The sequence below is a fragment of the Streptomyces sp. NPDC048603 genome, from assembly GCF_043199475.1.
Taxonomy (GTDB): Bacteria; Actinomycetota; Actinomycetes; order Streptomycetales; family Streptomycetaceae; genus Streptomyces.
Map to the genome: position 1 here is coordinate 78,160 of NZ_JBICVY010000011.1, position 19,755 is coordinate 97,914.

At 73.3% G+C, this 19,755-nt stretch carries 20 protein-coding genes; 12 read left to right on the top strand and 8 right to left on the bottom strand.

Translation table 11 applies throughout. The features are described from left to right. Nucleotides 1–77 precede the first annotated feature (77 nt). The 4 genes from ACGFQ9_RS26890 to fabF all read left to right on the top strand — a co-directional run bounded on the left by ACGFQ9_RS26890 (nt 78) and on the right by fabF (nt 3,665). Nucleotides 78–992 (top strand): ACP S-malonyltransferase, encoded by a 915-nt coding sequence (locus ACGFQ9_RS26890; RefSeq protein WP_393577226.1) that lies wholly within the window; start codon nt 78–80, stop codon nt 990–992. A gap of 20 nt (nt 993–1,012) precedes the next feature. Further along, nucleotides 1,013–2,017, top strand: coding sequence for a ketoacyl-ACP synthase III (locus ACGFQ9_RS26895; RefSeq protein WP_393577227.1), 1,005 nt, complete (start codon nt 1,013–1,015; stop codon nt 2,015–2,017). Between the two features lie 57 nt (nt 2,018–2,074). Continuing rightward, nucleotides 2,075–2,323: an acyl carrier protein gene (locus tag ACGFQ9_RS26900; protein ID WP_393577229.1), complete on the top strand. Its 249-nt coding sequence runs from the start codon at nt 2,075–2,077 to the stop codon at nt 2,321–2,323. A 76-nt stretch (nt 2,324–2,399) separates the two neighbouring features. Then, nucleotides 2,400–3,665 carry a beta-ketoacyl-ACP synthase II gene (gene fabF, locus ACGFQ9_RS26905; RefSeq protein WP_393577230.1) on the top strand — a complete coding sequence of 422 codons (1,266 nt, stop codon included), beginning with the start codon at nt 2,400–2,402 and terminating at the stop codon, nt 3,663–3,665. 166 nt (nt 3,666–3,831) lie between these two features. Here fabF and ACGFQ9_RS26910 read toward each other — a convergent pair whose 3' ends face one another. Continuing rightward, entirely contained in the window at nt 3,832–4,326 is a 495-nt protein-coding gene (locus tag ACGFQ9_RS26910) for a DUF3145 domain-containing protein (protein ID WP_393577232.1), read from the bottom strand. Between the two features lie 251 nt (nt 4,327–4,577). Here ACGFQ9_RS26910 and ACGFQ9_RS26915 point away from each other — a divergent pair, with 251 nt between their 5' ends. Continuing rightward, on the top strand, nt 4,578–5,495 hold the full coding sequence (locus tag ACGFQ9_RS26915; RefSeq protein WP_393577234.1) for an SGNH/GDSL hydrolase family protein: 918 nt from the start codon (nt 4,578–4,580) through the stop codon (nt 5,493–5,495). 73 nt (nt 5,496–5,568) lie between these two features. On the opposite strand, the gene ACGFQ9_RS26920 is transcribed toward ACGFQ9_RS26915, so the two are convergent. Next, a complete protein-coding gene (locus ACGFQ9_RS26920) occupies nt 5,569–8,088 on the bottom strand; it encodes a glycoside hydrolase family 3 C-terminal domain-containing protein (RefSeq protein WP_393577236.1) in 2,520 nt (839 codons plus the stop codon). A 113-nt stretch (nt 8,089–8,201) separates the two neighbouring features. Here ACGFQ9_RS26920 and ACGFQ9_RS26925 point away from each other — a divergent pair, with 113 nt between their 5' ends. Together ACGFQ9_RS26925 and ACGFQ9_RS26930 are read left to right on the top strand one after the other, a co-directional pair. Next, nucleotides 8,202–8,825 (top strand): TetR/AcrR family transcriptional regulator, encoded by a 624-nt coding sequence (locus ACGFQ9_RS26925; RefSeq protein WP_393577238.1) that lies wholly within the window; start codon nt 8,202–8,204, stop codon nt 8,823–8,825. Nucleotides 8,826–8,975: 150 nt separating this feature from the next. Then, nucleotides 8,976–9,656: an intradiol ring-cleavage dioxygenase gene (locus tag ACGFQ9_RS26930; protein WP_393577239.1), complete on the top strand. Its 681-nt coding sequence runs from the start codon at nt 8,976–8,978 to the stop codon at nt 9,654–9,656. A 27-nt stretch (nt 9,657–9,683) separates the two neighbouring features. Here ACGFQ9_RS26930 and ACGFQ9_RS26935 read toward each other — a convergent pair whose 3' ends face one another. Continuing rightward, nucleotides 9,684–10,505, bottom strand: coding sequence for an NAD(P)-dependent oxidoreductase (locus ACGFQ9_RS26935; RefSeq protein ID WP_393577240.1), 822 nt, complete (start codon nt 10,503–10,505; stop codon nt 9,684–9,686). 49 nt (nt 10,506–10,554) lie between these two features. Between ACGFQ9_RS26935 and ACGFQ9_RS26940 the strand changes: the two genes are divergently transcribed. Further along, the gene (locus ACGFQ9_RS26940) at nt 10,555–11,463 is read left to right on the top strand and encodes a LysR family transcriptional regulator (protein WP_393577242.1); all 909 of its coding nucleotides are present in this window, start codon (nt 10,555–10,557) and stop codon (nt 11,461–11,463) included. A 98-nt stretch (nt 11,464–11,561) separates the two neighbouring features. Here ACGFQ9_RS26940 and ACGFQ9_RS26945 read toward each other — a convergent pair whose 3' ends face one another. The 3 genes from ACGFQ9_RS26945 to ACGFQ9_RS26955 all read right to left on the bottom strand — a co-directional run bounded on the left by ACGFQ9_RS26945 (nt 11,562) and on the right by ACGFQ9_RS26955 (nt 14,069). Beyond that, complete coding sequence (locus tag ACGFQ9_RS26945; protein WP_393577244.1) at nt 11,562–12,458, bottom strand: EI24 domain-containing protein; 897 nt, start codon at nt 12,456–12,458, stop codon at nt 11,562–11,564. Between the two features lie 88 nt (nt 12,459–12,546). Then, nucleotides 12,547–12,972, bottom strand: coding sequence for an organic hydroperoxide resistance protein (locus ACGFQ9_RS26950; protein WP_393577245.1), 426 nt, complete (start codon nt 12,970–12,972; stop codon nt 12,547–12,549). 65 nt (nt 12,973–13,037) lie between these two features. Then, nucleotides 13,038–14,069, bottom strand: coding sequence for an NADP-dependent oxidoreductase (locus ACGFQ9_RS26955; RefSeq protein ID WP_393577247.1), 1,032 nt, complete (start codon nt 14,067–14,069; stop codon nt 13,038–13,040). A 93-nt stretch (nt 14,070–14,162) separates the two neighbouring features. Between ACGFQ9_RS26955 and ACGFQ9_RS26960 the strand changes: the two genes are divergently transcribed. Continuing rightward, complete coding sequence (locus ACGFQ9_RS26960; RefSeq protein WP_393577248.1) at nt 14,163–14,585, top strand: MarR family winged helix-turn-helix transcriptional regulator; 423 nt, start codon at nt 14,163–14,165, stop codon at nt 14,583–14,585. 50 nt (nt 14,586–14,635) lie between these two features. Here ACGFQ9_RS26960 and ACGFQ9_RS26965 read toward each other — a convergent pair whose 3' ends face one another. Further along, nucleotides 14,636–15,454, bottom strand: coding sequence for a hypothetical protein (locus ACGFQ9_RS26965; RefSeq protein WP_393577250.1), 819 nt, complete (start codon nt 15,452–15,454; stop codon nt 14,636–14,638). A gap of 106 nt (nt 15,455–15,560) precedes the next feature. Here ACGFQ9_RS26965 and ACGFQ9_RS26970 point away from each other — a divergent pair, with 106 nt between their 5' ends. After that, nucleotides 15,561–16,088: a hypothetical protein gene (locus ACGFQ9_RS26970; protein ID WP_393577558.1), complete on the top strand. Its 528-nt coding sequence runs from the start codon at nt 15,561–15,563 to the stop codon at nt 16,086–16,088. Nucleotides 16,089–16,132: 44 nt separating this feature from the next. Here ACGFQ9_RS26970 and ACGFQ9_RS26975 read toward each other — a convergent pair whose 3' ends face one another. Further along, on the bottom strand, nt 16,133–16,885 hold the full coding sequence (locus ACGFQ9_RS26975; RefSeq protein ID WP_393577252.1) for an esterase/lipase family protein: 753 nt from the start codon (nt 16,883–16,885) through the stop codon (nt 16,133–16,135). 206 nt (nt 16,886–17,091) lie between these two features. On the opposite strand from ACGFQ9_RS26975, the gene ACGFQ9_RS26980 reads away from it, so the two are divergent. Together ACGFQ9_RS26980 and ACGFQ9_RS26985 are read left to right on the top strand one after the other, a co-directional pair. Continuing rightward, nucleotides 17,092–18,129, top strand: a complete 1,038-nt coding sequence (locus tag ACGFQ9_RS26980) for a rod shape-determining protein (protein ID WP_393577253.1) — start codon at nt 17,092–17,094, stop codon at nt 18,127–18,129. Beyond that, entirely contained in the window at nt 18,126–19,748 is a 1,623-nt protein-coding gene (locus tag ACGFQ9_RS26985; protein ID WP_393577255.1) for a GAF domain-containing protein, read from the top strand. The genes ACGFQ9_RS26980 and ACGFQ9_RS26985 overlap by 4 nt, the downstream gene beginning before the upstream one ends. Nucleotides 19,749–19,755: the final 7 nt, after the last annotated feature.

Genomic DNA, 19,755 nt, shown 5'->3' on the forward strand with positions numbered 1-19,755 from the left:
CATCAACAATTACCCCGATGGTTCTTCGTCCCTGTCCTCACGGGCGGGGCGGGCCGAACACAAGAGAGAGTGTGAGGGTGCTCGTACTCGTCGCTCCCGGCCAAGGCGCTCAGACGCCCGGCTTCCTGACCCCCTGGCTCGACCTGCCCGGCGCCGCCGAGCGCGTCGCCGCCTGGTCCGAGGCCATCGGTCTCGACCTCGCCCACTACGGCACCAAGGCCGACGCGGACGAGATCCGCGACACCGCGGTGGCGCAGCCGCTGCTGGTGGCCGCCGGTCTGCTGTCCGCGGCCCGGCTCGACGGCATCGTGCCCGGCGCGGTCGCCGGCCACAGCGTCGGCGAGATCACGGCCGCCGCGATCGCGGGCGTGCTGAGCGAGTCCGAGGCGCTGTCCTTCGTGCGCACCCGAGGGCTGGGCATGGCGGAGGCCGCCGCGGCCACTCCCACCGGGATGTCCGCGGTCCTCGGCGGTGACCGGGACGTCGTGGTCGCGCACCTGGAGAAGCTGGGTCTGACCCCGGCCAACATCAACGGCGCGGGCCAGATCGTGGCCGCCGGCACCCTGGAGCAGCTGGCCGCCCTGGAGGCGGACAAGCCCGAGGGCGCCATGAAGGTCGTCGCCCTCAAGGTCGCGGGCGCCTTCCACACGCACCACATGGCTCCGGCGGTGGCCCGGCTGGAGGAGGCCGCTGCGGCGCTCACCCCGGCCGACCCGACCGTCCGTTACGTCTCCAACAAGGACGGCGCCGCCGTCGCCACGGGCGCCGACGTCGTCGCCCGCCTGGTCGGCCAGGTCGCCAACCCGGTCCGCTGGGACCTGTGCATGGAGCGGTTCGCCGAGCTCGGCGTCACCGGGATCATCGAACTGTGCCCCGGCGGCACCCTGACGGGTCTGGCCAAGCGCGCCCTCAAGGGCGTCCCCTCGGTGGCTCTGAAGACCCCGGACGACCTCGCGAAGGCCAAGGAGCTCGTCGCCGAGATCTCGGCCTGAGAGAAGGAGCCCCACACAGCATGTCGAAGATCAAGCCTGCCAAGGGCTCCCCTTACGCACGCATCCTCGGGGTCGGCGGCTACCGCCCGACCCGGGTGGTGCCCAACGACGTGATCCTGGAGAAGATCGACTCGTCCGACGAGTGGATCCGTTCCCGCAGCGGCATCCAGACCCGTCACTGGGCCTCGCCGCAGGAGACGGTGGCCGCGATGTCGGTGGAGGCGTCGGGCAAGGCCCTCGCCGACGCCGGCGTGTCCCCCGAGCAGATCGGTGCCGTGATCGTCTCGACGGTCTCGCACTTCAAGCAGACCCCGGCCGTGGCGACCGAGATCGCCGACCGGATCGGCGCGGGCAAGCCCGCCGCGTTCGACATCTCCGCTGGCTGCGCCGGCTTCGGCTACGGCCTCACGCTGGCGAAGGGCCTCGTCGTCGAGGGCTCGGCGGAGTACGTCCTCGTCATCGGCGTGGAGCGGCTGTCGGACCTGACCGACCTGGAGGACCGGGCGACGGCCTTCCTGTTCGGCGACGGCGCCGGCGCCGTGGTCGTCGGCCCCTCGGCCGAGCCGGCCATCGGCCCCACCGTGTGGGGTTCGGAGGGCGACAAGTCCGAGACCATCAAGCAGACCGTGCCGTGGGACCAGTACCGCGGTGACTCGGCCGGTGAGAAGTTCCCGGCCATCACGCAGGAGGGCCAGGCGGTGTTCCGCTGGGCCGTCTTCGAGATGGCCAAGGTGGCCCAGCAGGCGCTCGACGCGGCCGGGATCACCGCGGATGACCTGGACGTCTTCATTCCGCACCAGGCGAACATGCGGATCATCGACTCGATGGTGAAGACTCTGAAGCTGCCGGAGCACGTCACGGTCGCCCGTGACGTGGAAACCACCGGCAACACCTCGGCCGCCTCGATTCCGCTCGCCATGGAGCGGCTCCTGGCGACCGGGGCGGCGAAGAGCGGCGACACCGCACTCGTCATCGGCTTCGGGGCGGGGCTCGTCTACGCCGCCACGGTCGTTACCCTCCCCTAGGGCCGGGGATCACTCCCCGCCCACACCCACTCATTCAGCTACCAGAAGGAGCGCCACATGGCTGCCACCCAGGACGAGATCGTCGCGGGCCTCGCCGACATCGTCAACGAGATCGCCGGCATCCCGGTCGAGGACGTTCAGATCGACAAGTCCTTCACCGACGACCTGGACGTCGACTCGCTGTCCATGGTCGAGGTCGTCGTCGCCGCCGAAGAGCGCTTCGACGTCAAGATCCCCGACGAGGACGTCAAGAACCTGAAGACGGTCGGCGACGCCGCGAAGTACATCCTCGACCACCAGGCCTGAGCCTGACGAGCGTTTGTCGCCACCTGGCGGTGGCCGTGACAATTCAGCACCCTCAACTCGTGGAGAAAGAATTCCTGTGAGCCCGACCAATCGCACCGTGGTCGTCACCGGTATCGGCGCAACCACTCCGCTGGGTGGCGACAGCGCATCGACCTGGGAAGGTCTGCTCGCCGGCCGTTCCGGCGTGAAGCCCCTGGAGGGCGAGCGCTTCGCCGAACTCCCGGTGAAGATCGCCGCGCCGGCCGCCGTCGACCCGGGCGAGGTTCTGCCCCGGCCGCTGGCCCGCAAGCTTGACCGCTCGGCGCAGTTCGCGCTGATCGCCGCCCGGGAGGCGTGGGCCGACGCCGGCTACACCGCCCCCGCGGGCGAGGACTCGACCATCGCCCCCGAGCGCCTGGGCACCGTGATCGCCTCCGGTATCGGCGGCGTCACCACTCTGCTCGACCAGTACGACGTACTGAAGGAAAAGGGTGTGCGCCGGGTCTCCCCGCACACCGTCCCCATGCTCATGCCGAACGGCCCCTCCGCCAACGTCGGCCTGGAGGTGAACGCCCAGGCGGGCGTGCACACCCCGGTCAGCGCGTGCGCGTCGGGTGCCGAGGCCATCGGTTACGCCGTCGAGATGATCCGTACCGGCCGCGCCGACGTGGTCGTCGCCGGCGGCACCGAGGCGGCGATCCACCCGCTGCCGATCGCCGCGTTCGCCAACATGATGGCGATGTCCAAGAACAACGAGGAGCCCACCAAGGCCTCCCGCCCCTACGACAAGGGCCGTGACGGCTTCGTCCTCGGCGAGGGCGCCGGTGTCGTGGTGCTGGAGTCGGCGGAGCACGCCGCCGCCCGCGGTGCCCGCGTCTACTGCGAGGTCCTGGGCCAGGGCCTGTCGGCCGACTCGCACCACATCGCGCAGCCCGAGCCGACCGGTCGCGGAGTCGCGGCCGCCGTGCAGAACCTGCTGGACAACACCGGCCTGAAGCCGGCCGAGCTGGTGCACCTCAACGCGCACGCGACCTCCACCCCGCAGGGCGACACCGCGGAGATCAAGGCGCTGCGCAAGGTGCTCGGCGAGGACCTCGACCACGTGGCGGTCTCCGCCACCAAGTCGATGACCGGTCACCTGCTGGGCGGCGCGGGCGGTATCGAGACCGTCGCGACCGTGCTGGCGCTGTACCACCGGATCGCCCCGCCGACGATCAACATCGACGAGCTGGACGAGGACATCGACGCGGACATCGTGGTCGGCGAGCCGCGCAAGCTGCCGGCCGACGGCCCCATCGCCGCGATCAACAACTCCTTCGGCTTCGGCGGCCACAACGTGACACTGGCGTTCCGGACTGTGTGAGTGCCCTGAAGGCACAGCGAGAAGGCCCATCCGGTCAATCCGGGTGGGCCTTCCGCGTACCGGTTGCGGTGTTCGAAGCGACGAAGACCGCAACCATCAATTGAGGAGCCCAAGCGGCGAGCAACCAGGTCCGCGAGAGCGGCGCCGGTTTAGGCGCAAAAAGGGGCTAGACCACCTGGTGGAGCCAGCGGACCGGGGCGCCCTCGCCGGCGTAGCGGAAGGGCTCCAGCTCGTCGTCCCAGGGTTTGCCGAGCAGCCTGGCGATCTCCGCCTCCAGCTCGGTCTCGCCGTGCGCGGCGCGGGCGAGGGCGGCGCGCAGCCGGTCCTCCGGGATCAGGATGTCCCCGTGCATTCCGGTGACGGCATGGAAGATGCCCAGCTCGGGGGTGGAGCTGTAGCGCTCGCCCTCGGCGGTGGCGCAGGGCTCGGCGGTGACCTCGAAGCGCAGCAGGTGCCAGCCGCGGAGGGCGGAGGCGAGCTTCGAGGCGGTTCCGGCTTCGGCCTGCCAGGAGAACTCCGCTCTCCAGGTACCGGGGGAGGCGGGCTGCCTGATCCAGTCGAGGTTCACCCGCACCCCGAGCACGCCCGCCACCGCCCATTCCACATGCGGACAGAGCGCACGCGGTGCGGAATGCACGTACAGAACTCCACGCGTCGTCACCGGGACCTCCAGTGTGGGACGAGGTCGGGAAGAATCTCCTGAAAACGGACAGTTTGTGACGTGATGTAATTTACCGGAAACGATCAGATATTGCGTTACGGGCCCCGCGGCCGGAACGCCACGGGAAAAAGCTACCGTGCGGCGGGGGTCCCGCGGTGACGTACGGTCGGTCCTGGGCCGGGGAAACACGGAGCTTTCACTCGGCGGGACGTCCCGGACGGACCGGGGACGACGAGGGAGGGAGGCACGCGATGCGCACCACGCACGGGCGCCGGCGCACGCGGAGCGCTCTGGCGGCCGCGTCGGCTGCGGCAGTTGTCCTGGTGGGGACGCTGAGCGGGTGTACGGCGGGGGACGGCGGGCCGGAGGAACGGGGCGCGGGGCACTCGGCCCGGCCCTCTCCCAAGCCGACCCCGCGCTGGAACACCTCCCCGGCGTCCATCGCCGCTGTGGGTGACTCCATCACCCGTGGATTCGATGCCTGTTCGGTCCTCGCGGACTGCCCGGAGGCGTCCTGGGCCACCGGCAACGACCCCGAGGTCCAGTCGCTGGCGAGCCGGCTGCTGGGCACCGCCGAGGCGCCCGCCCGGAGCTGGAACTACGCGGCCACCGGCTCCCGGATGGCGGACCTGCCGGCCCAGCTGACGGAGGCGGCCGCACACCGCCCGGACCTGGTCACGGTGATGGTCGGGTCGAACGACGCCTGCCGTCCGACGGCTTCGGCGATGACCCCCGTGGCGGAGTTCCGGGCCGGATTCGAGAAGGGAATGGCGGAGCTGCGCCGGACCTCGCCGAAGTCGCAGGTGTACGTCTCCAGCGTGCCGGACCTGCTGCGCCTGTGGGAGACGGGCAAGGACAGTCCGATGGGCCGGCAGATCTGGAAGCTGGGCATCTGCCCGTCGATGCTGGCGAAGGCCGAGTCGACGGCCCCGGCTGCGGTGGCCCGGCGGGAACAGGTGCGCGCCCGCGTGGTCGCGTACAACCAGGCGCTGCGCGAGGTGTGCGCCAAGGACGAGCTGTGCCGCTACGACGGGGGCGCGGTGTTCCAGTACCCGTTCTCGGTCGCACAGTTGAGCAGGTGGGACTGGTTCCACCCGGGGAAGAACGGGCAGGCGCGGCTCGCCGAGCTGGCGCACCGCCAGGTGACGGCGCCCGAGCCGCCGATCTGACCGGCGCGGAAGCGGGGACCGGGGCGGCTGTCAGGGGCCGCCCCGGTCCGGTCCGCAGGGAGTCCGGCCCGGCTCAGAGGTGCAGCGTGGCCGTCAGACGGGTGTCCGCGTACGAGTGGCCCGCGCGGACCCGGTACGTCCCGCCGGTCCGGTGCCAGGCGCCGGCCTCCTCGTCCCAGGTCTCGAAGGCGCGGCGGGGCAGGACGATCTCGGTCTCGACGCTCTCGCCGGGCCCGGCCTCGACGGCCGCGAACCCGGCCAGCCCGCCCGGCGCACGGTCCGGGCCCTCCTCCGCCGTCCCCCCGCCCCCCGCGGGCGCGAGGTAGATCTGGACCACCTCGCGGCCGTGCCGGGTGCCGGTGTTGGCGAGCCGGACCCGGACCGTGGCGCCGGGGCCTCCGGTCCCGGCGGTCACCTCCAGCGACTCGTACCGCCAGTCCGTGTAGCCCAGGCCGTGTCCGAAGGCGTACGCGGGCTCGACGCCGGCCCGCTCGTACGCGCGGTAGCCGATGAAGATCCCCTCGCGGTACTCCAGCCGGCCGTCCTCGGGGACCACCTCGGTGACGGGCGCGTCGGCGAGCACGGCGGGCCAGGTGGTGGGCAGCCGTCCGCCCGGTTCCGCGGCACCGAGCAGTACGTCGGCCAGCGCGGCCCCGCCCTCCTGCCCCGGGAACCAGGTGAGCAGCACGGCGGCGACCTCCTCGCGCCAGGGCAGCTCCACCGGGGAGCCCGCGTTGACGACGACCACGGTGCGGGGGTTGACCGCGGCGACGGCCCGGACCAGGTCGTCCTGACGGCCCGGCAGCCGCAGGTCCTTGCGGTCGAAGCCCTCGGACTCGACCCGCTCGGTGGTGGCGACCACCACGACGGCGGTGTCGGCGGCGCGGGCGGCCGCCACGGCCTCGGCGATCAGCTCGTCGGGGTCCCGGCGCGGGCCGAGGTGCAGCAGCGAGAACATCACGGCCCGCAGCGGCAGGGTGCTCATGTCGGGGACGTGGAAGAGGAGGGAGACCCGCACCGGCCGGCCCGCCTCCAGGGTGACGCGGCCGCGTTCGCTGGGCGCGCCGAAGAACGCCTCGAAGGGGTCGGCCTCCTCGCCCATCTGCTGGACACCCTCCCAGACGGCCGTGCCGTCCACGGTGAGGGCGAAGGCGCCCAGCCCGCGGGTGCCGAAGGCGTGCTCGCCGTCCTCGCGCGGGGTGAACGTACCGGTGACCTCGATGGACGCCATGGTCTCGTAGGTGGCTCCGGCGGGCAGGTCGTCGCCGATCCACTGGACCTGGCCGGTGGGCAGGCTGCCCTCGCCGAGGACGGCGCCCGCGGCGTCGCGGCAGACGGCGCGCAGCGTGAAGCCCTGGTCGGCGGGCGCGAGTTCGTCGCTGGGGTCGGCGCCGACGGCGTAGTGGAGGGAGCCGGAGGGGAGGGCGGCGGTGAGGCCGTCGAGCGGGGAGACGATCCGTTCGGGGAAGACGGTGGCGGAACCGCCGCCGAGCACGCGGGCGTCGCGGGCGGCGGCGCCGAGCAGGGCGACCGTACGGCCCGCGCCGGAGGTCAGCGGGAGGACGCCGCCCTCGTTGCGGAGCAGCACGAAGCCGCGGGTGGCGGTCTCCCGGGCCAGGGCCTGCCCGTCGACCGGCTCGGGGAGCGCGGTGACCACGGCGGGGGCGCCGTCGAGCAGGCCCACCCGGGCGGCGAGGCGCAGCACGTTGCGCACGGCGGCGTCCACGGCGGCCTCGGGGACCTCCCCGGAGCGGACGGCCTCGGCGAGGGCCGGGCCGTACACGGTCTGCGGGCCGGGCATGGCGACGTCCAGTCCGCCGAGGACGCAGCCGGCGGTGGAGCGGGCGGCCATCCAGTCGGAGACGTTGACCCCGTCGAAGCCCCATTCGCCGCGCAGCACCTCCTCGACCAGGTGCCGGTGCTCGGTCATGGTCGTGCCGTTGACCCGGTTGTAGGCGGTCATCACGCCCCAGGGGCGGGCGTCCTTGACGATGGCCTCGAAGGGGGCCAGGTAGAGCTCGCGTAGCGGGCGTCCGGCGATGCGGTTGTCGACGGTGAAGCGTTCGGTCTCGGCGTCGTTGCCGGCGAAGTGCTTGACGGTGGTGCCCACGCCGCCTTCCTGGACGCCGGTGACGTATCCGGTGCCGATCGCGCCGGTGAGGAGCGGGTCCTCGGAGTAGCACTCGAAGTGGCGGCCGCCCAGCGGCGAGCGGTGCAGGTTGACGGTGGGGGCGAGCAGGACGTGGACGCCCTTGCGGCGGGCTTCCTGGGCGAGCAGCCGGCCTGCCCGGCGGGCGGTCTCCGGGTCCCAGGAGGCGGCGAGGGCGGTCGGGGAGGGCAGGGCGACCGACGGGTCGTCGGCGGTCCAGCGGACACCGCGGACGCCGACCGGACCGTCGGACATGACCAGGGAGCCCAGCCCGATCTCCGGGACCGCGGGCAGCGTCCACATGTCCTGGCCGGCCAGCAGCCGGGCCTTGGTGTCGAGGTCGAGCTTGCCGAGTGCGGCTTCCACTCGGTCTTCACGGATCTGGTCGGCGTCGGTCACGGCCGGACCTCCTGGTGGGTGCGGGTGGCGCGGGAGCGCGCCCATCGTGGCCCCATTTACCTGTAGAGCGGTAGGGTTCGTAACCCATTCGCGATTTTTCCATGCCGTACGGTCCTCCTGACGAGGACGAGAGGGCGAACGGAAGGGGCGTCGGGGCGATGGCCAGGGCGAGGAGCGAGGAGCGTCGGGACGAGATCGTCCGGGCCACCCTGGAGGTGATCGCGGAGCGCGGCTACCGGGGCGCGTCCCTGAACACGGTCGCCGAGCGGGTGGGCCTGACCCAGCAGGGCCTGCTGCACTACTTCCCGACCAAGGAGACGCTGCTGGTCGCGGTGCTGGAGGAACGCGACCGGTGGGACACCGGGGGCGGCTCGCGAGCCTCGGCCGGCCGGTGGCGGCTGGATCTGCTGGCCTCGCTGGTGGACTACAACGCGATGCGGCCGGGGATCGTGCAGTCCTTTTCGGCGCTGCTGGGCGAGAGCGTGACGGAGGGCCATCCGGCGCGGGAGTTCTTCACCGACCGTTACGCCCAGGTCCGCGCGGAGATGGCCGCGGTCCTGCGCGCCGAGTTCGGCGACCGGCTGCCGTCCGGGCTCACCCCGGAGGCGGCGGCCCCGCTGCTGACGGCGGTGATGGACGGCCTGCAGTACCAGTGGCTGCTGGACCCGGAGGCGGTGGACATGCCCGCGGCCTTCCGGGCGTTCCTGGACCTGCTGCGGGGGCCGGAGGACGCGGGAGGAACGGCGGGCACGGGGGACGCCGGGAGCACGGGCACTCCCTGATCGGGGCCGGGGAATCCGGGCGGCCCGGGGAGTCCGGGTGATCCGCGTCGGCCCGGGCGATCCGGGCGATCCGGGTGATCCGGGTGATCCGGGTGCGGAGCGCCGTGTCGGTCTGCGCCCCCGCCGCACGGCTGCGGCACGGTGGGGCGCATGACCGAGAACGGCTACCCCCGGCCCCGCCGCCGGACGGTGCTGCTGGCCGCCGCCGGGTCGGCCGGGATCGCCGCGCTGGCCTCCGCGTGCGCCCGCCCCGAGGAGAACCGGGCCGCCGCCACCGGGCCCGCCGGCCCGACCCCGTCCTGCGTGCTGGTCACCTCGGCGAGCCCGGGGCCGTACTACTCCGGACCGGGCAAGCTCCGGTCCGACATCACCGAGGGCCAGGCCGGTGTGCCGCTCCGGCTGGACCTGACGGTGGTCGGGGTGAAGTCGGGCTGCCGCCCGCTCTCCGGCGCCACCGTCGACGTCTGGCAGGCGGACGCCCAGGGCGAGTACTCCACAGGCCGGGCCACCCACCTGCGCGGCACCCAGGTCACGGACGCGGACGGCCGGTGCGTGATCAGGACGATCGTGCCCGGCTGGTACGCGGGCCTGGCCCCGCACATCCACTTCAAGGTGCGGCCGGACAGCCGCAATGAGACCACCTCGGTGTTCTACCTGCCCGAGGAGGTCCTGCGGCAGGTCTACGCGCGCCAGCCGTACGCGCGCCGGAAGGCCCCGAAGGACCCCAACGGCCGGGACGACCGCTACCGTTCCGCGGGCGCCGGGATGACCCTCACCCTCGCCCCGGACGGCAGCGGCTACCGCGCCGCCTACACCGTCGGCATCGCCTGACGCGCTCTCACCTCCCTGCCGGGGCGGTCACCCGGCGGGCCGGAGGGACGACAGGTCGCTCTCCGCGAGCTCGGGACGGGCGGTCAGCACGGCACGGACCGACTCAAGGACCGGCAGCGGGGCCCGGTCGGTTGCCAGGGACACGTCCTTGGCCGCCAGCGCCACCGGGAAGTGCGAACCCTCCGCGAACACCCGGCCGACCGCACCGGCGAGCGGCCCCTTGGCCAGCTCGGCGCGGACCAGGCCGGCGGGCAGACCGAGGGCCTGACCCAGCCTCAGGGTCTCGGCCACCACGGCCACTCCCCCGATCACGGCATTGATCAGCACCAGCTTCAGGGCGGACCCCGACCCCACCGGCCCGCACCCGGTGACCTTGCCGAGCAGCTCCAGCACCCCGGCCACCGGTCCGGGCAGCGGCCCGCCGACCAGCACCCACAGGTCCCCCGAGGCGGCCCGGTCCACGCTGCCCATGACCGGCGCGTCGGTCAGCGTCACCCCGTCCGGCAGCCGCGCGGCCAGGGCCCGGACGGCGTCCGGGCCGACGGTGGAGGTGTCGACCCAGTGGGCCCCGGGGCGCAGGGCCGGGAGCACGTCGGCGGCGACGGCCAGCAGGGCCTCCGGGTCGGCGAGCATGGTGAGGACGAGGTCCGCGTCGCGGACGGCCTCGGCGGGGGTCGCGGCGAGCACCGCGCCCGCCTCCGCGAGGGGCCGCGCCTTGGCGGCCGTACGGTTCCAGACGGTCAACGGGAGGCCGGAGGCGAGCAGGTGACGGGCCATCGGGGCGCCCATTCCGCCCAGGCCGAGGAAGGCGATCTTCTCGATCTTCTCGATCTTGTCCATCTTCTCCATGGCCCCGACGCTAGGTCCGGCGCTCCCATGCGACAAGCGAATGTCTAGCATGGCTGCCATGCCTGCTCCGCATGACCTCTACGACGTCTTCCGGTGCGTGGCGCGGCACGGCTCGCTCACCGCCGCCGCGCAGGCCCTGGGCTACACCCAGTCCGCGGTGTCCCGGCAGATCCAGTCCCTGGAGGACGAGTGGGGCGCGCGGCTCTTCGACCGGCTGCCGCGCGGGGTGCGGCTGACCGAGGCCGGGCGGGTTCTGCTGCCGCACGCCGAGGCCGTCGCCGAGCGGCTGCGCACCGCGCGGGCCGAACTGGACGCGCTCCGCACCCTGGAGGGCGGCCGGCTGCGGATCGGTGCCTTCTCCACGGCCGACGCCTACCTGCTGCCCCGCGCGCTGGCGGCCTTCCGGAAGCGGCACCCGGCCGTCACGGTGAGCCGGACCGAGGGCGGCACGCCCAAACAGCTGGCGCTGCTGGCGGCCGGGGAGCTGGACCTCGCGGTGGTGGGCAACACCTCCGGGCACCCGCTGGACGGCTGCACCCTCCACCACCTGCTGGACGAGCGGATGTACGTGGCCCTGCCGCGGGGCCACCGGCTGGCGGGCCGGGACCTGCTGCGCCTGGCCGAGCTCGCCGACGAGGAGTGGATCGCGGCCGACACCCGGCCCGAGGAGACCCTGATGAGCACCGCGCTCGCGCAGGGCTTCCGGCCCCGGTCGACGTTCCTGGCCGCCGACTGGATCGCCAAGCAGGGCTTCGTCGCGGCCGGTCTGGGCGTCACCCTGGTCCCGGCACTGGCCGCCTCCTCGGCCCGCGCCGACATCGTGCTCGTGGCCCTGCACCCGGAGGACTCGCCGCGCCGCGCGGTGTACGCGGCCACGCCGCGCGGCCTGTCGCATCCGCCGGCGGTGGCGGCGTTCCTGGACCTGCTGCGGTCGGTGGCCGGCACCGTGCAGGTCTGAGGGGCCAGGAGCTACGCGCCGTCCGGGACGCGGACGGCGCGGCCGGGGCGGACGGAGCCCGGGCCGGGGCGGCTGCCCGGTGACCGCCTGGTGACCGTCTAGAAGGACGGCGGCGGGGGGCGGAAGCCCGATGCCGGGGGCTGAGACCGGGCAGGGGTCCCGGTGGGTCCGGCGGCGGTGTAGGAGGAGGGGGCGGAGTCGCCGGCCTCGCCGGCCCCGTCGGAGCGGTCGGAGCGGTCGGAGTCGTCCGCGGCCGGCTCGGCCGGGAGCAGGTCCCGGACGAGCAGGGTGGCGCCCGCCACCGCGCCCGGCATCAGGAAGACCGCGACCAGGGGCACCAGGAAGGCCAGCACCAGGGGGACGCCGAAGCCGAGCGCCAGGCCGCGCCGGGCACGCAGCAGGGCCATCCGCCGGTCCAGGTCGACGTTCCGACGCTGCAGGGCGACGGCGGTGAGCTCCAGGGCGAGGAAGAAGCCGGAGACGCAGAACCCGATGACGGGGACCACGGTCTGGCCGACCACCGGGATGAAACCGGCGGCGAAGAGCAGGATGCCGTAGAGCAGCACCCGCAGGAGCACCCGCAGGCTGTCCTTGAGCGAGGTCCACAGCTCCTGGAGCAGCGAGCGGCCGGACTCGGGGACCTCGCCGCCCTCGCTGCGCTCGACCTGCTCGGAGAGGGATTCGTAGAACGGTTCGCCGATCAGCAGCGTCACCGCGGTGAAGGTGATCACCGCGAGGAACAGGCCGAGGCCGAAGACCAGGGCGGTCAGCGAGCCGCGGAACAGGCCGAGCCAGGGCGAGGACCAGTCGTCGGCGAAGGGCGTGGCCCAGGAGACCAGGTCGTCGGCGGACGTTCCGAGTCCGACGAGGGCCCCGGCGTACAGGACCAGGGCCACCAGGCCGGGCAGCAGCCCGAATCCGAACCACCGGCCGTGCCGGAACACCCACTTCTGCCCGGCCAGCAGATAGCCGAACCCCCCACCGAAATCACGCATGTCCGCAGCTTACGGCGAAGGCCGCACCCTCCTTGCGGAGGGTGCGGCCTTGTAGCGGTCTTGCTACGTCAGGCAGCCGGGCGCCGGATCAGGCGACGGAGAGCTCGACGGTGATGTTGCCGCGGGTGGCCTTGGAGTACGGGCACACCTGGTGGGCCTTCTCCACGAGGTCCTTCGCGCGCTCCTGGTCCACGGTGGGGATGGAGGCGACGATCTTGACGATGATGCCGAAGCCCTCGTCGTTCTTGCCGATGCCGACCTCGGCGGTCACGGTGGCGCCGGTGATGTCGGCGCTCTCGTTGCGGGCGACGACACCGAGGGCGCCCTGGAAGCAAGCGCTGTAGCCGGCGGCGAACAGCTGCTCCGGGTTGGTGCCGGCGCCGCTGCCGCCCATCTCCTTCGGCGGGTTCACGACGACGTCGAGCTGGCCGTCGTTGGAGGCGACGCGGCCGTCGCGGCCGTTCTCGGCGGTGGCGACAGCGGTGTACAGCACGTCGGACTGCTGGATGGACATGTAAGAAGATCCTCCTGGTAGTCGCCCCGACTCGCGCCCACGGGTCGTGACGGTGTACAGAGAGATTAACCGGTGAAAGAAACGATCATCTTTCCGGTGTTCTCACCGCGCAGCATGCCGAGGAACGCGTCCGCGCCGTTCTCGATGCCCTCGACGACCGTCTCGTCGTAGCGCAGGGCGCCGGAGCGCAGCCAGCCGGCCACGTCCTTGACGAAGCGCTCCTGCAGTCCGTAGTGGTCGGAGACCAGGATTCCCTGGAGGCGGAGGCGCTTGCCGATCACCGCGAGCAGGTTGCGCGGGCCGGGGGCCGGCTCGGTGTCGTTGTACTGGGCGATCGCGCCGCAGAGGGTGGCGCGGCCGTGCGGCTTGAGGGCGCCGATGGCCGCTTCGAGGTGGTCCCCGCCGACGTTGTCGAAGTAGACGTCGATGCCCTCGGGGGCGGCGGCGGCGAGCTGCTCGGCAACGGGGCCCGCCTTGTAGTTGAAGGCGGCGTCGAAGCCGTACGTGCCGGTGAGCAGCTCGACCTTCTCGTCGGAGCCGGCGGAGCCGATGACCCGCGAGGCGCCCTTGATCTTCGCGAACTGGCCGACCAGGCTGCCGACCGCGCCGGCCGCGCCGGACACGAAGACGGCGTCGCCCTCCTTGAAGGAGGCGGTCTCGAAGAGGCCGGCGTAGGCCGTCAGGCCCGGCATGCCCAGGACGCCCAGGTAGGCGGAGAGCGGGGCGACCGAACCGTCGACCTTGACCGCGTGCCGCGCGTCCACCTCGGCGTACTCGCGCCAGCCGAGCTGGTGCAGTACGTGGTCGCCGACCTCGAAGCCCTCGGCGGCGGAGGCCACGACCTCGCCGACCGCGCCGCCGTCCATGGGGCGGTCCAGCTGGAACGGCGGGATGTAGGACTTCACGTCGTTCATCCGGCCGCGCATGTAGGGATCCACCGACATGTGCAGGTTGCGCACCAGGATCCGGCCCGGGGCGGGTGCGGTGACCGGGGCCTCGCGCAGGGCGAAGTCGGCGGCGGTCGGCCACCCCTGCGGGCGGGAGACGAGGTGCCATTCGCGGCTGACGGCGGGAAGCGCGGGGGAAAGCTCGGACATGAGGTGTCTCCAGATCCGTGAATTACTTCAGGTCGTGAAACAACCATGCCCCTGGATATTTCATGTTGTCAAGCAAACGGGTAGGCTGGTGCCATGAGCACGAGCCGGATGGACCCCGTCACCCTCGAAGTCGTCGACCTGATCGGCGCCGTCGTGGCGCGCTACCACGAGGAATACGAGCACGCGGCCGCCGGCCACCAGCTCACCGGCGCCCAGGCGAAGCTGCTCGGCCTGCTGTCCCTGGAACCGCTGCCGATGCGCAAGATCGCCGAGCGGCTGAAGTGCGAGCCGTCGAACGTGACGGGCATCGTGGACCGCCTGGAAGGCCGCGGCCTGGTCGAACGCCGCCCGGACCCGGCCGACCGCCGGGTGAAGATGGCCGCCCCCACCGAGGAGGGCCTGCGGACCGCGGAGGAACTGCGCGAGTCGCTCGGCTTCGCGCGGGAGCCCCTGGCCGGGCTCTCCACCGCCGAGCGGGTCCTGCTGCGGGACCTGCTCAAGCGCATGCTGGACTGACACCGCCCGCTCCGGTCCGGCCGCGGGGCGTCCCCCTCAGGAGACGCGGCTCAGCAGCCGAAGAACTGCCACCACTGGCACTCCTTCGTCGGCGACGGCGAGGGAGTGGGAACGGGCCGCGGCGACTGCGACGTGGACGACGTGGGGGAAGCGCCGCCCGAGGACGTGCTCTTCGGCTTGCCCGACTTCTTCGAGGAGGGGCGCGGCGACGCCGACCCACCCGGCGAGGGCCCGGTGGCCGAGGCGGTGGGCTCCGCGGAGGCCTCCGTCCCGTCCGGCTCCGGCGCCTCGGAGACGCCCGGGTCCGGTGCGCCCGAACCGGTGGTCGTACGGGCCGCGCGGCCCGGTCTGGCCGAAGCCTTCGGCGCCTGCCCCAGCGAGGGCGCGACGGTCTCCACGCCCGAGGTCCCGGTCGGCTCGGGCTCCGGCTCCTGCGGCCCGGAGTCCTCCTGCAGCAGCACGGTCGAGGCCCGGTCCTGGACGTCCGGCCCGGCCGTCATCTGCCCCAGCAGCACCGCGCCGCCCGCCGCGACCAGCAGACCGAGCCCGGCGGTCAGCGCCGTCCGCCGGCGGCGGCGCTGCACCGCCTTCCGCCGCGCCGCTCCGCGCGCCTGCCCACGCCCCTGGTACGCCCCGCCGAGGACCACCGACAGCTCGTCGGCCGGACCCTCGGGCGCGTACGGGTCCCCCGCCGCCCGGCCCGCCCGGTCGCCGGCACCGGCACCGGCACCGGCACCGGCACCACCCTCCGGCACGGAAACGGGCACGGCCGCGGCCGGCGCGGCGGCGAGATATTCGGCGGGGGTCCCGCATCCGGCACACGCGAGTGCGCCGTTGAGGTACCTGTGGCACGCGTGGCAGTAGTCCATGGGGCAGGCAGGCTATGCGCTGGACCGCAACATCCGCATCGCGACGACGTAAGGATCCTGTGTGGAATTCGGACCGCGCGCCTTCCAGCTGGTGCTCCTCCGCCGGATGGCCGACTTCCAGCCCGGTCTCGCCGAGCAGGCCCGGCTGCGCCTGGGGGCCTCGGCCGCCGAGCAGCGCGAGGCCAACCGGCACTGGCAGGCGATGGTCCGGTCGCCGCGCTCCCGCGGGGCGCTCGCCCGTTACCGGTCGGTGCTCGGACCGCCCGCGTCCGAGTCCGCGCGCACCATCGGGGACCTGGAGTGCACGGCCCTGCAGTGGCCGCTGCACCTCTGGCCGGACCTCCGGTTCGAGGTGCTGGCCGGGCCGGGCGGGGCAGTGTGGAACGAGTGGCTGGTGCGCGCGCCGGGCGCGCGGGGACCCGTACTGGACCGCCTGACGGACCTGCGGCCCTGGTCCGCGACGGTGGACGAGGTGGCCCGCGCTTTCGCCCCGGTCCGGCCGATGGAGGGCACCGCCCCCACCCGGTGGCGGCTGGCCTTCGAGCGGGAGGGCCGGCCCTGCGTGGCGGAGTTCACGTACGGGCTGCTCCAGCGGGTGCAGGTGGCGGGTGAGGAACTGCCCGGCGGGGCCTGACCCAGAAGACACGGCATGGCCACGAGCCGCCCGGCACGAAATGCCTACGGGGAGGCCAGGAAGGCTCGGACGCCGGCCGAGGTCGGCTCGTCGCCGAGCAGGTCGTTGTGCTTCAGACAGCCGACGCCGGTGTTCAGCGCCCCGGCCAGCGGGACGCTGCCGTCCGGGTTGATCACCTCGTCGCAGTCCGACCAGAAGGTGGCGTACCGGACCGCGCCCGGGGTCTCGTCACCGGCGGCGAGGTTCTTCTGCACATAGGAGTTCGGGGTCATGTCCCGGCACGCCTGGTCCCACAGCGCGCAGGCCCACGCCGTCGAGGTGCCGTGGTTGGGGCCGGCAAGCGAGACCCAGCGGTCCACCGTCCGGTCGCCGCCGCCGAACTTCACGTACCAGCGGGTGACCAGCGACCCGAACGAGTGCGCGACCACGTCGACCCTGGCCGCGCCCGTCCGCCTCCGTACGTCCTCCACATACGCGGCGAGCCGCCCGGACAGCACCTCGTTGACCGACTGGTGGGTGTCGTAACCCCACGAGAACAGCTCCGAGTCCGCATAGCCCGCGGCTCGGAGGTCCTCGCGCAGTGCGCCCCAGACCCCGGGGTCGGCGTTGTAACCGTGCACGAGGACCACGGGATTGCGGGCGGCCGTCCGGTCGGGGGCGGGCACGGCCGCCCGGGCGGACGGCGGCGCGAGCAGCGCCGCACCGAGCGCGAGGGCAAGGGCGAGGCAGAGCGCCGGGAGTGGGGTCAGGCGGGGAGTCAGAAGAGCGCGTGATGTCTGGCGGGTCGTCAGCAACATGGCCCCTTTACCTTGTTACGCACGAGTAGCGCAGGCGGTCAGGGCATGGTCCGGCCTGTCGGTACAGAAATCCACCCCTGTGCAGCACGGCCGCCGGCACTCGACCGGAGCAGCTCAACAGGCCGATCATCTGTTTTGCCGGGAAAGTTATGAAATGCACCCGGCAAGCCGCCGGACTGCCTGCGTCAGCGCTCTCGGGAGGATCCGTGACCGTCAGTCTTGAGCAGCTGCGCCGCTGCCACGTCGCCGTCGACCTGGGGGCGGCCCGGACCCGCGTCTACGTGAAGGGCGCCGGCCTGGTGGTCGACGAGCCCAGCTGTGCCGCCATCAACACGCGCACCGGCGCGCTGATCGCCGTGGGCAGCTTCGCGGAACGGATGACCGGCCGCACCCCCCACTACATCCGGGTGGTCCGCCCCGTCTCCGGCGGCACGGTCGTCGACATCGAGATGGCGCAGCGGATGCTGCGTCACCTCCTCGGCGAGAAGCTCCGCCGCGCCCTCCGCCGCAAGCCCCGGCTGCGGGCCGCCGCGTGCACCCCGCACGACGCCGACCCGCTGGCCCAGCGGGCCACCGTGGAGACCCTGGTCGGACTCGGCGCCCGGCGGGTGGAGCTCGTCGACACCCTGATCGCCGCCGCTGTGGGCTGCGGCCTGCCGGTGGAACAGCCCACCGCGACCATGATCATGGTGTGCGGGGCGGCGGCCACCCAGGTGGCGGTCCTCTCCCTCGGCTCCGTGGTGACGGCCGAACGGGTGCCGGTGGGCGGCGAGGCCGTCGACCACGCCGTGGTCCAGCACCTGCGGCTCGCCCACAAGCTGATGCTGCCGAGCCAGGCCGTACGGCCGCTCCAGATCGCCCTGCACGACAGCGGCCTCACCCCCGAGGGCCCCAGCTCCACCCTCATCCACGGCCTGGACGTGGCCACCGGCCTGGCCCGCTCGGTACAGGTGGACACGGCGGCGGTGCGCAACGCCGTCCACGCCCCGCTGATCGCCGTACCGGACGTCATCGGCAAGGTGCTGCGGGACTGCCCGCCGGACCTGGTCGCCGACCTGACGGACCGCGGGATCGTGATGGTGGGCGGCAGTGCCGTACTGCCCGGGCTGGACCAGATGCTGCGGGACGCCACCGGCATGCCCGTGGCCATCGCCGAACGGCCCGACCTCTGCGCCATCCTCGGGCTCGGCGCCATGCTGGAAGGAAAGATCTCGCCGATGGTCCTCGACCCCACGTCCGAATGAACGCGGAGCCCGCGTCGGCCGGAGGGCCCGCGTCGGCAGACGGGCTCACGCCGGCAGACGGGCCCACGCCGGCCGACGGGCCCGGGCAGCCCCGGCTGCCGGTGCTGCTGGAAGCCGTCCTCAGTGTCGGCTCCCGGCTGGAACTGCACTCCACCCTCCAGCACATCGTGGACTCGGCGGCCGAACTGAGCCACGCCCGCTACGCCGCGCTCGGGGTCTACGACCCCGAGCGCCGCCGCCTCACCGACCTGTACACCGCCGGCCTGACCGACGAGGAACGGGCCCGGATCCCACACCTCCCCGACGGCCGGTCCGGGCTGCTGGGCACCCTGATCCGCGATCCCCGGCCGCTGGTCGTGCCGGACGTCCGCGCCGACCCGCGCGCGGCGGGCTTCCCGCCCGGCCACCCGCCGATGCGCTCCCTCCTGGGCGTCCCGATCCGGGTGCACACCGACGTGTTCGGCAGCCTCTACCTCGCCGACCGGCAGGACGACGGCCCGTTCACCGACGAGGACCTCGCCCTGCTGCGGGTGCTGGCCTCCCAGGCGGGCATCGCGATCGGCAACGCCCGCCTGTACGACACCGCGCGCCGCCGGGAGCGCTGGATCGAGGGCGCGGCGGCCGTCACCACCGCCCTGCTGACCGGCCGCCCCGCGGCGGACGCCCTGATGTGCGTCGCCGAACGGGCCAGGCTGCTGGCTGACGCCGCGGCCGGGGTGGTGCTCCAGCCCACCCCCGCGGGCGGCATGGAGATCGTGGCCGCCTCCACCCACGGCGACCCGGGCGACCTGGTCGGCACCACCATCGCCCCCGGCAGCCCGGTGCTGGAACAGCTGCTGGGCGGCGAACCGGTGTTCGTGGAGGACTCGGCCACCGACCCGCGGATGACGACGCACGTGCGGGAGCGGTTCGGCCCGAGCATGCTGCTCCCGCTGCAGAGCGGCGGCCGGCTGATCGGCACCCTGGCACTGCCCCGGGCCCGCGGCGACACCCCGTACGACGCGGTGGACCGGCTGCTGGCCTCGCAGTTCGCCTCACAGGCCGCACTCGCCCTGGTCCTGGCGCACGCCCAGTACGACCGCGAGCAGCTGGCCGTGTACGAGGACCGCGACCGGATCGCCCGCGACCTCCACGACCTGGTGGTGCAGCGGCTGTTCGCCACGGAGATGATGCTGGAGAGCACCCGCCGGCGGTCCTCCGCCTCCTCCGCCGACGAGGGCGTGGGCGAGGACCTGGGCCGGGCGGTGGACGAACTGGACTCCACGATCCAGGAGGTCCGTACCGCCATCTTCGCTCTCCAGCAGCCCCCGGCGGACGCACCGGCCACCTTCCGCGGCCGGGTGCTGAGGGAGACCGGCGGAGCGGGGGTGCTGTTCGGGTTCCAGCCGTCCGTGCGGTTCGCTGGGGCGGTGGACACGCTGGTGCCGGAGCCGGTGGCGGCCGGGCTGCTGGCGGCGCTGCGGAGCGCGCTGGCGGCGGTGCACCGGCGGACCGGGGTGACCTCGGTGGACGTGGAGGTGGACGCGACCCGGGCGGCCGTACGGCTGACCGTGACGGACGACGGCCGCACCGGGGCGGGGACCCGGGGGACGACTCTGACCTGGGAGTCCGCCCTCTGATGGGCGG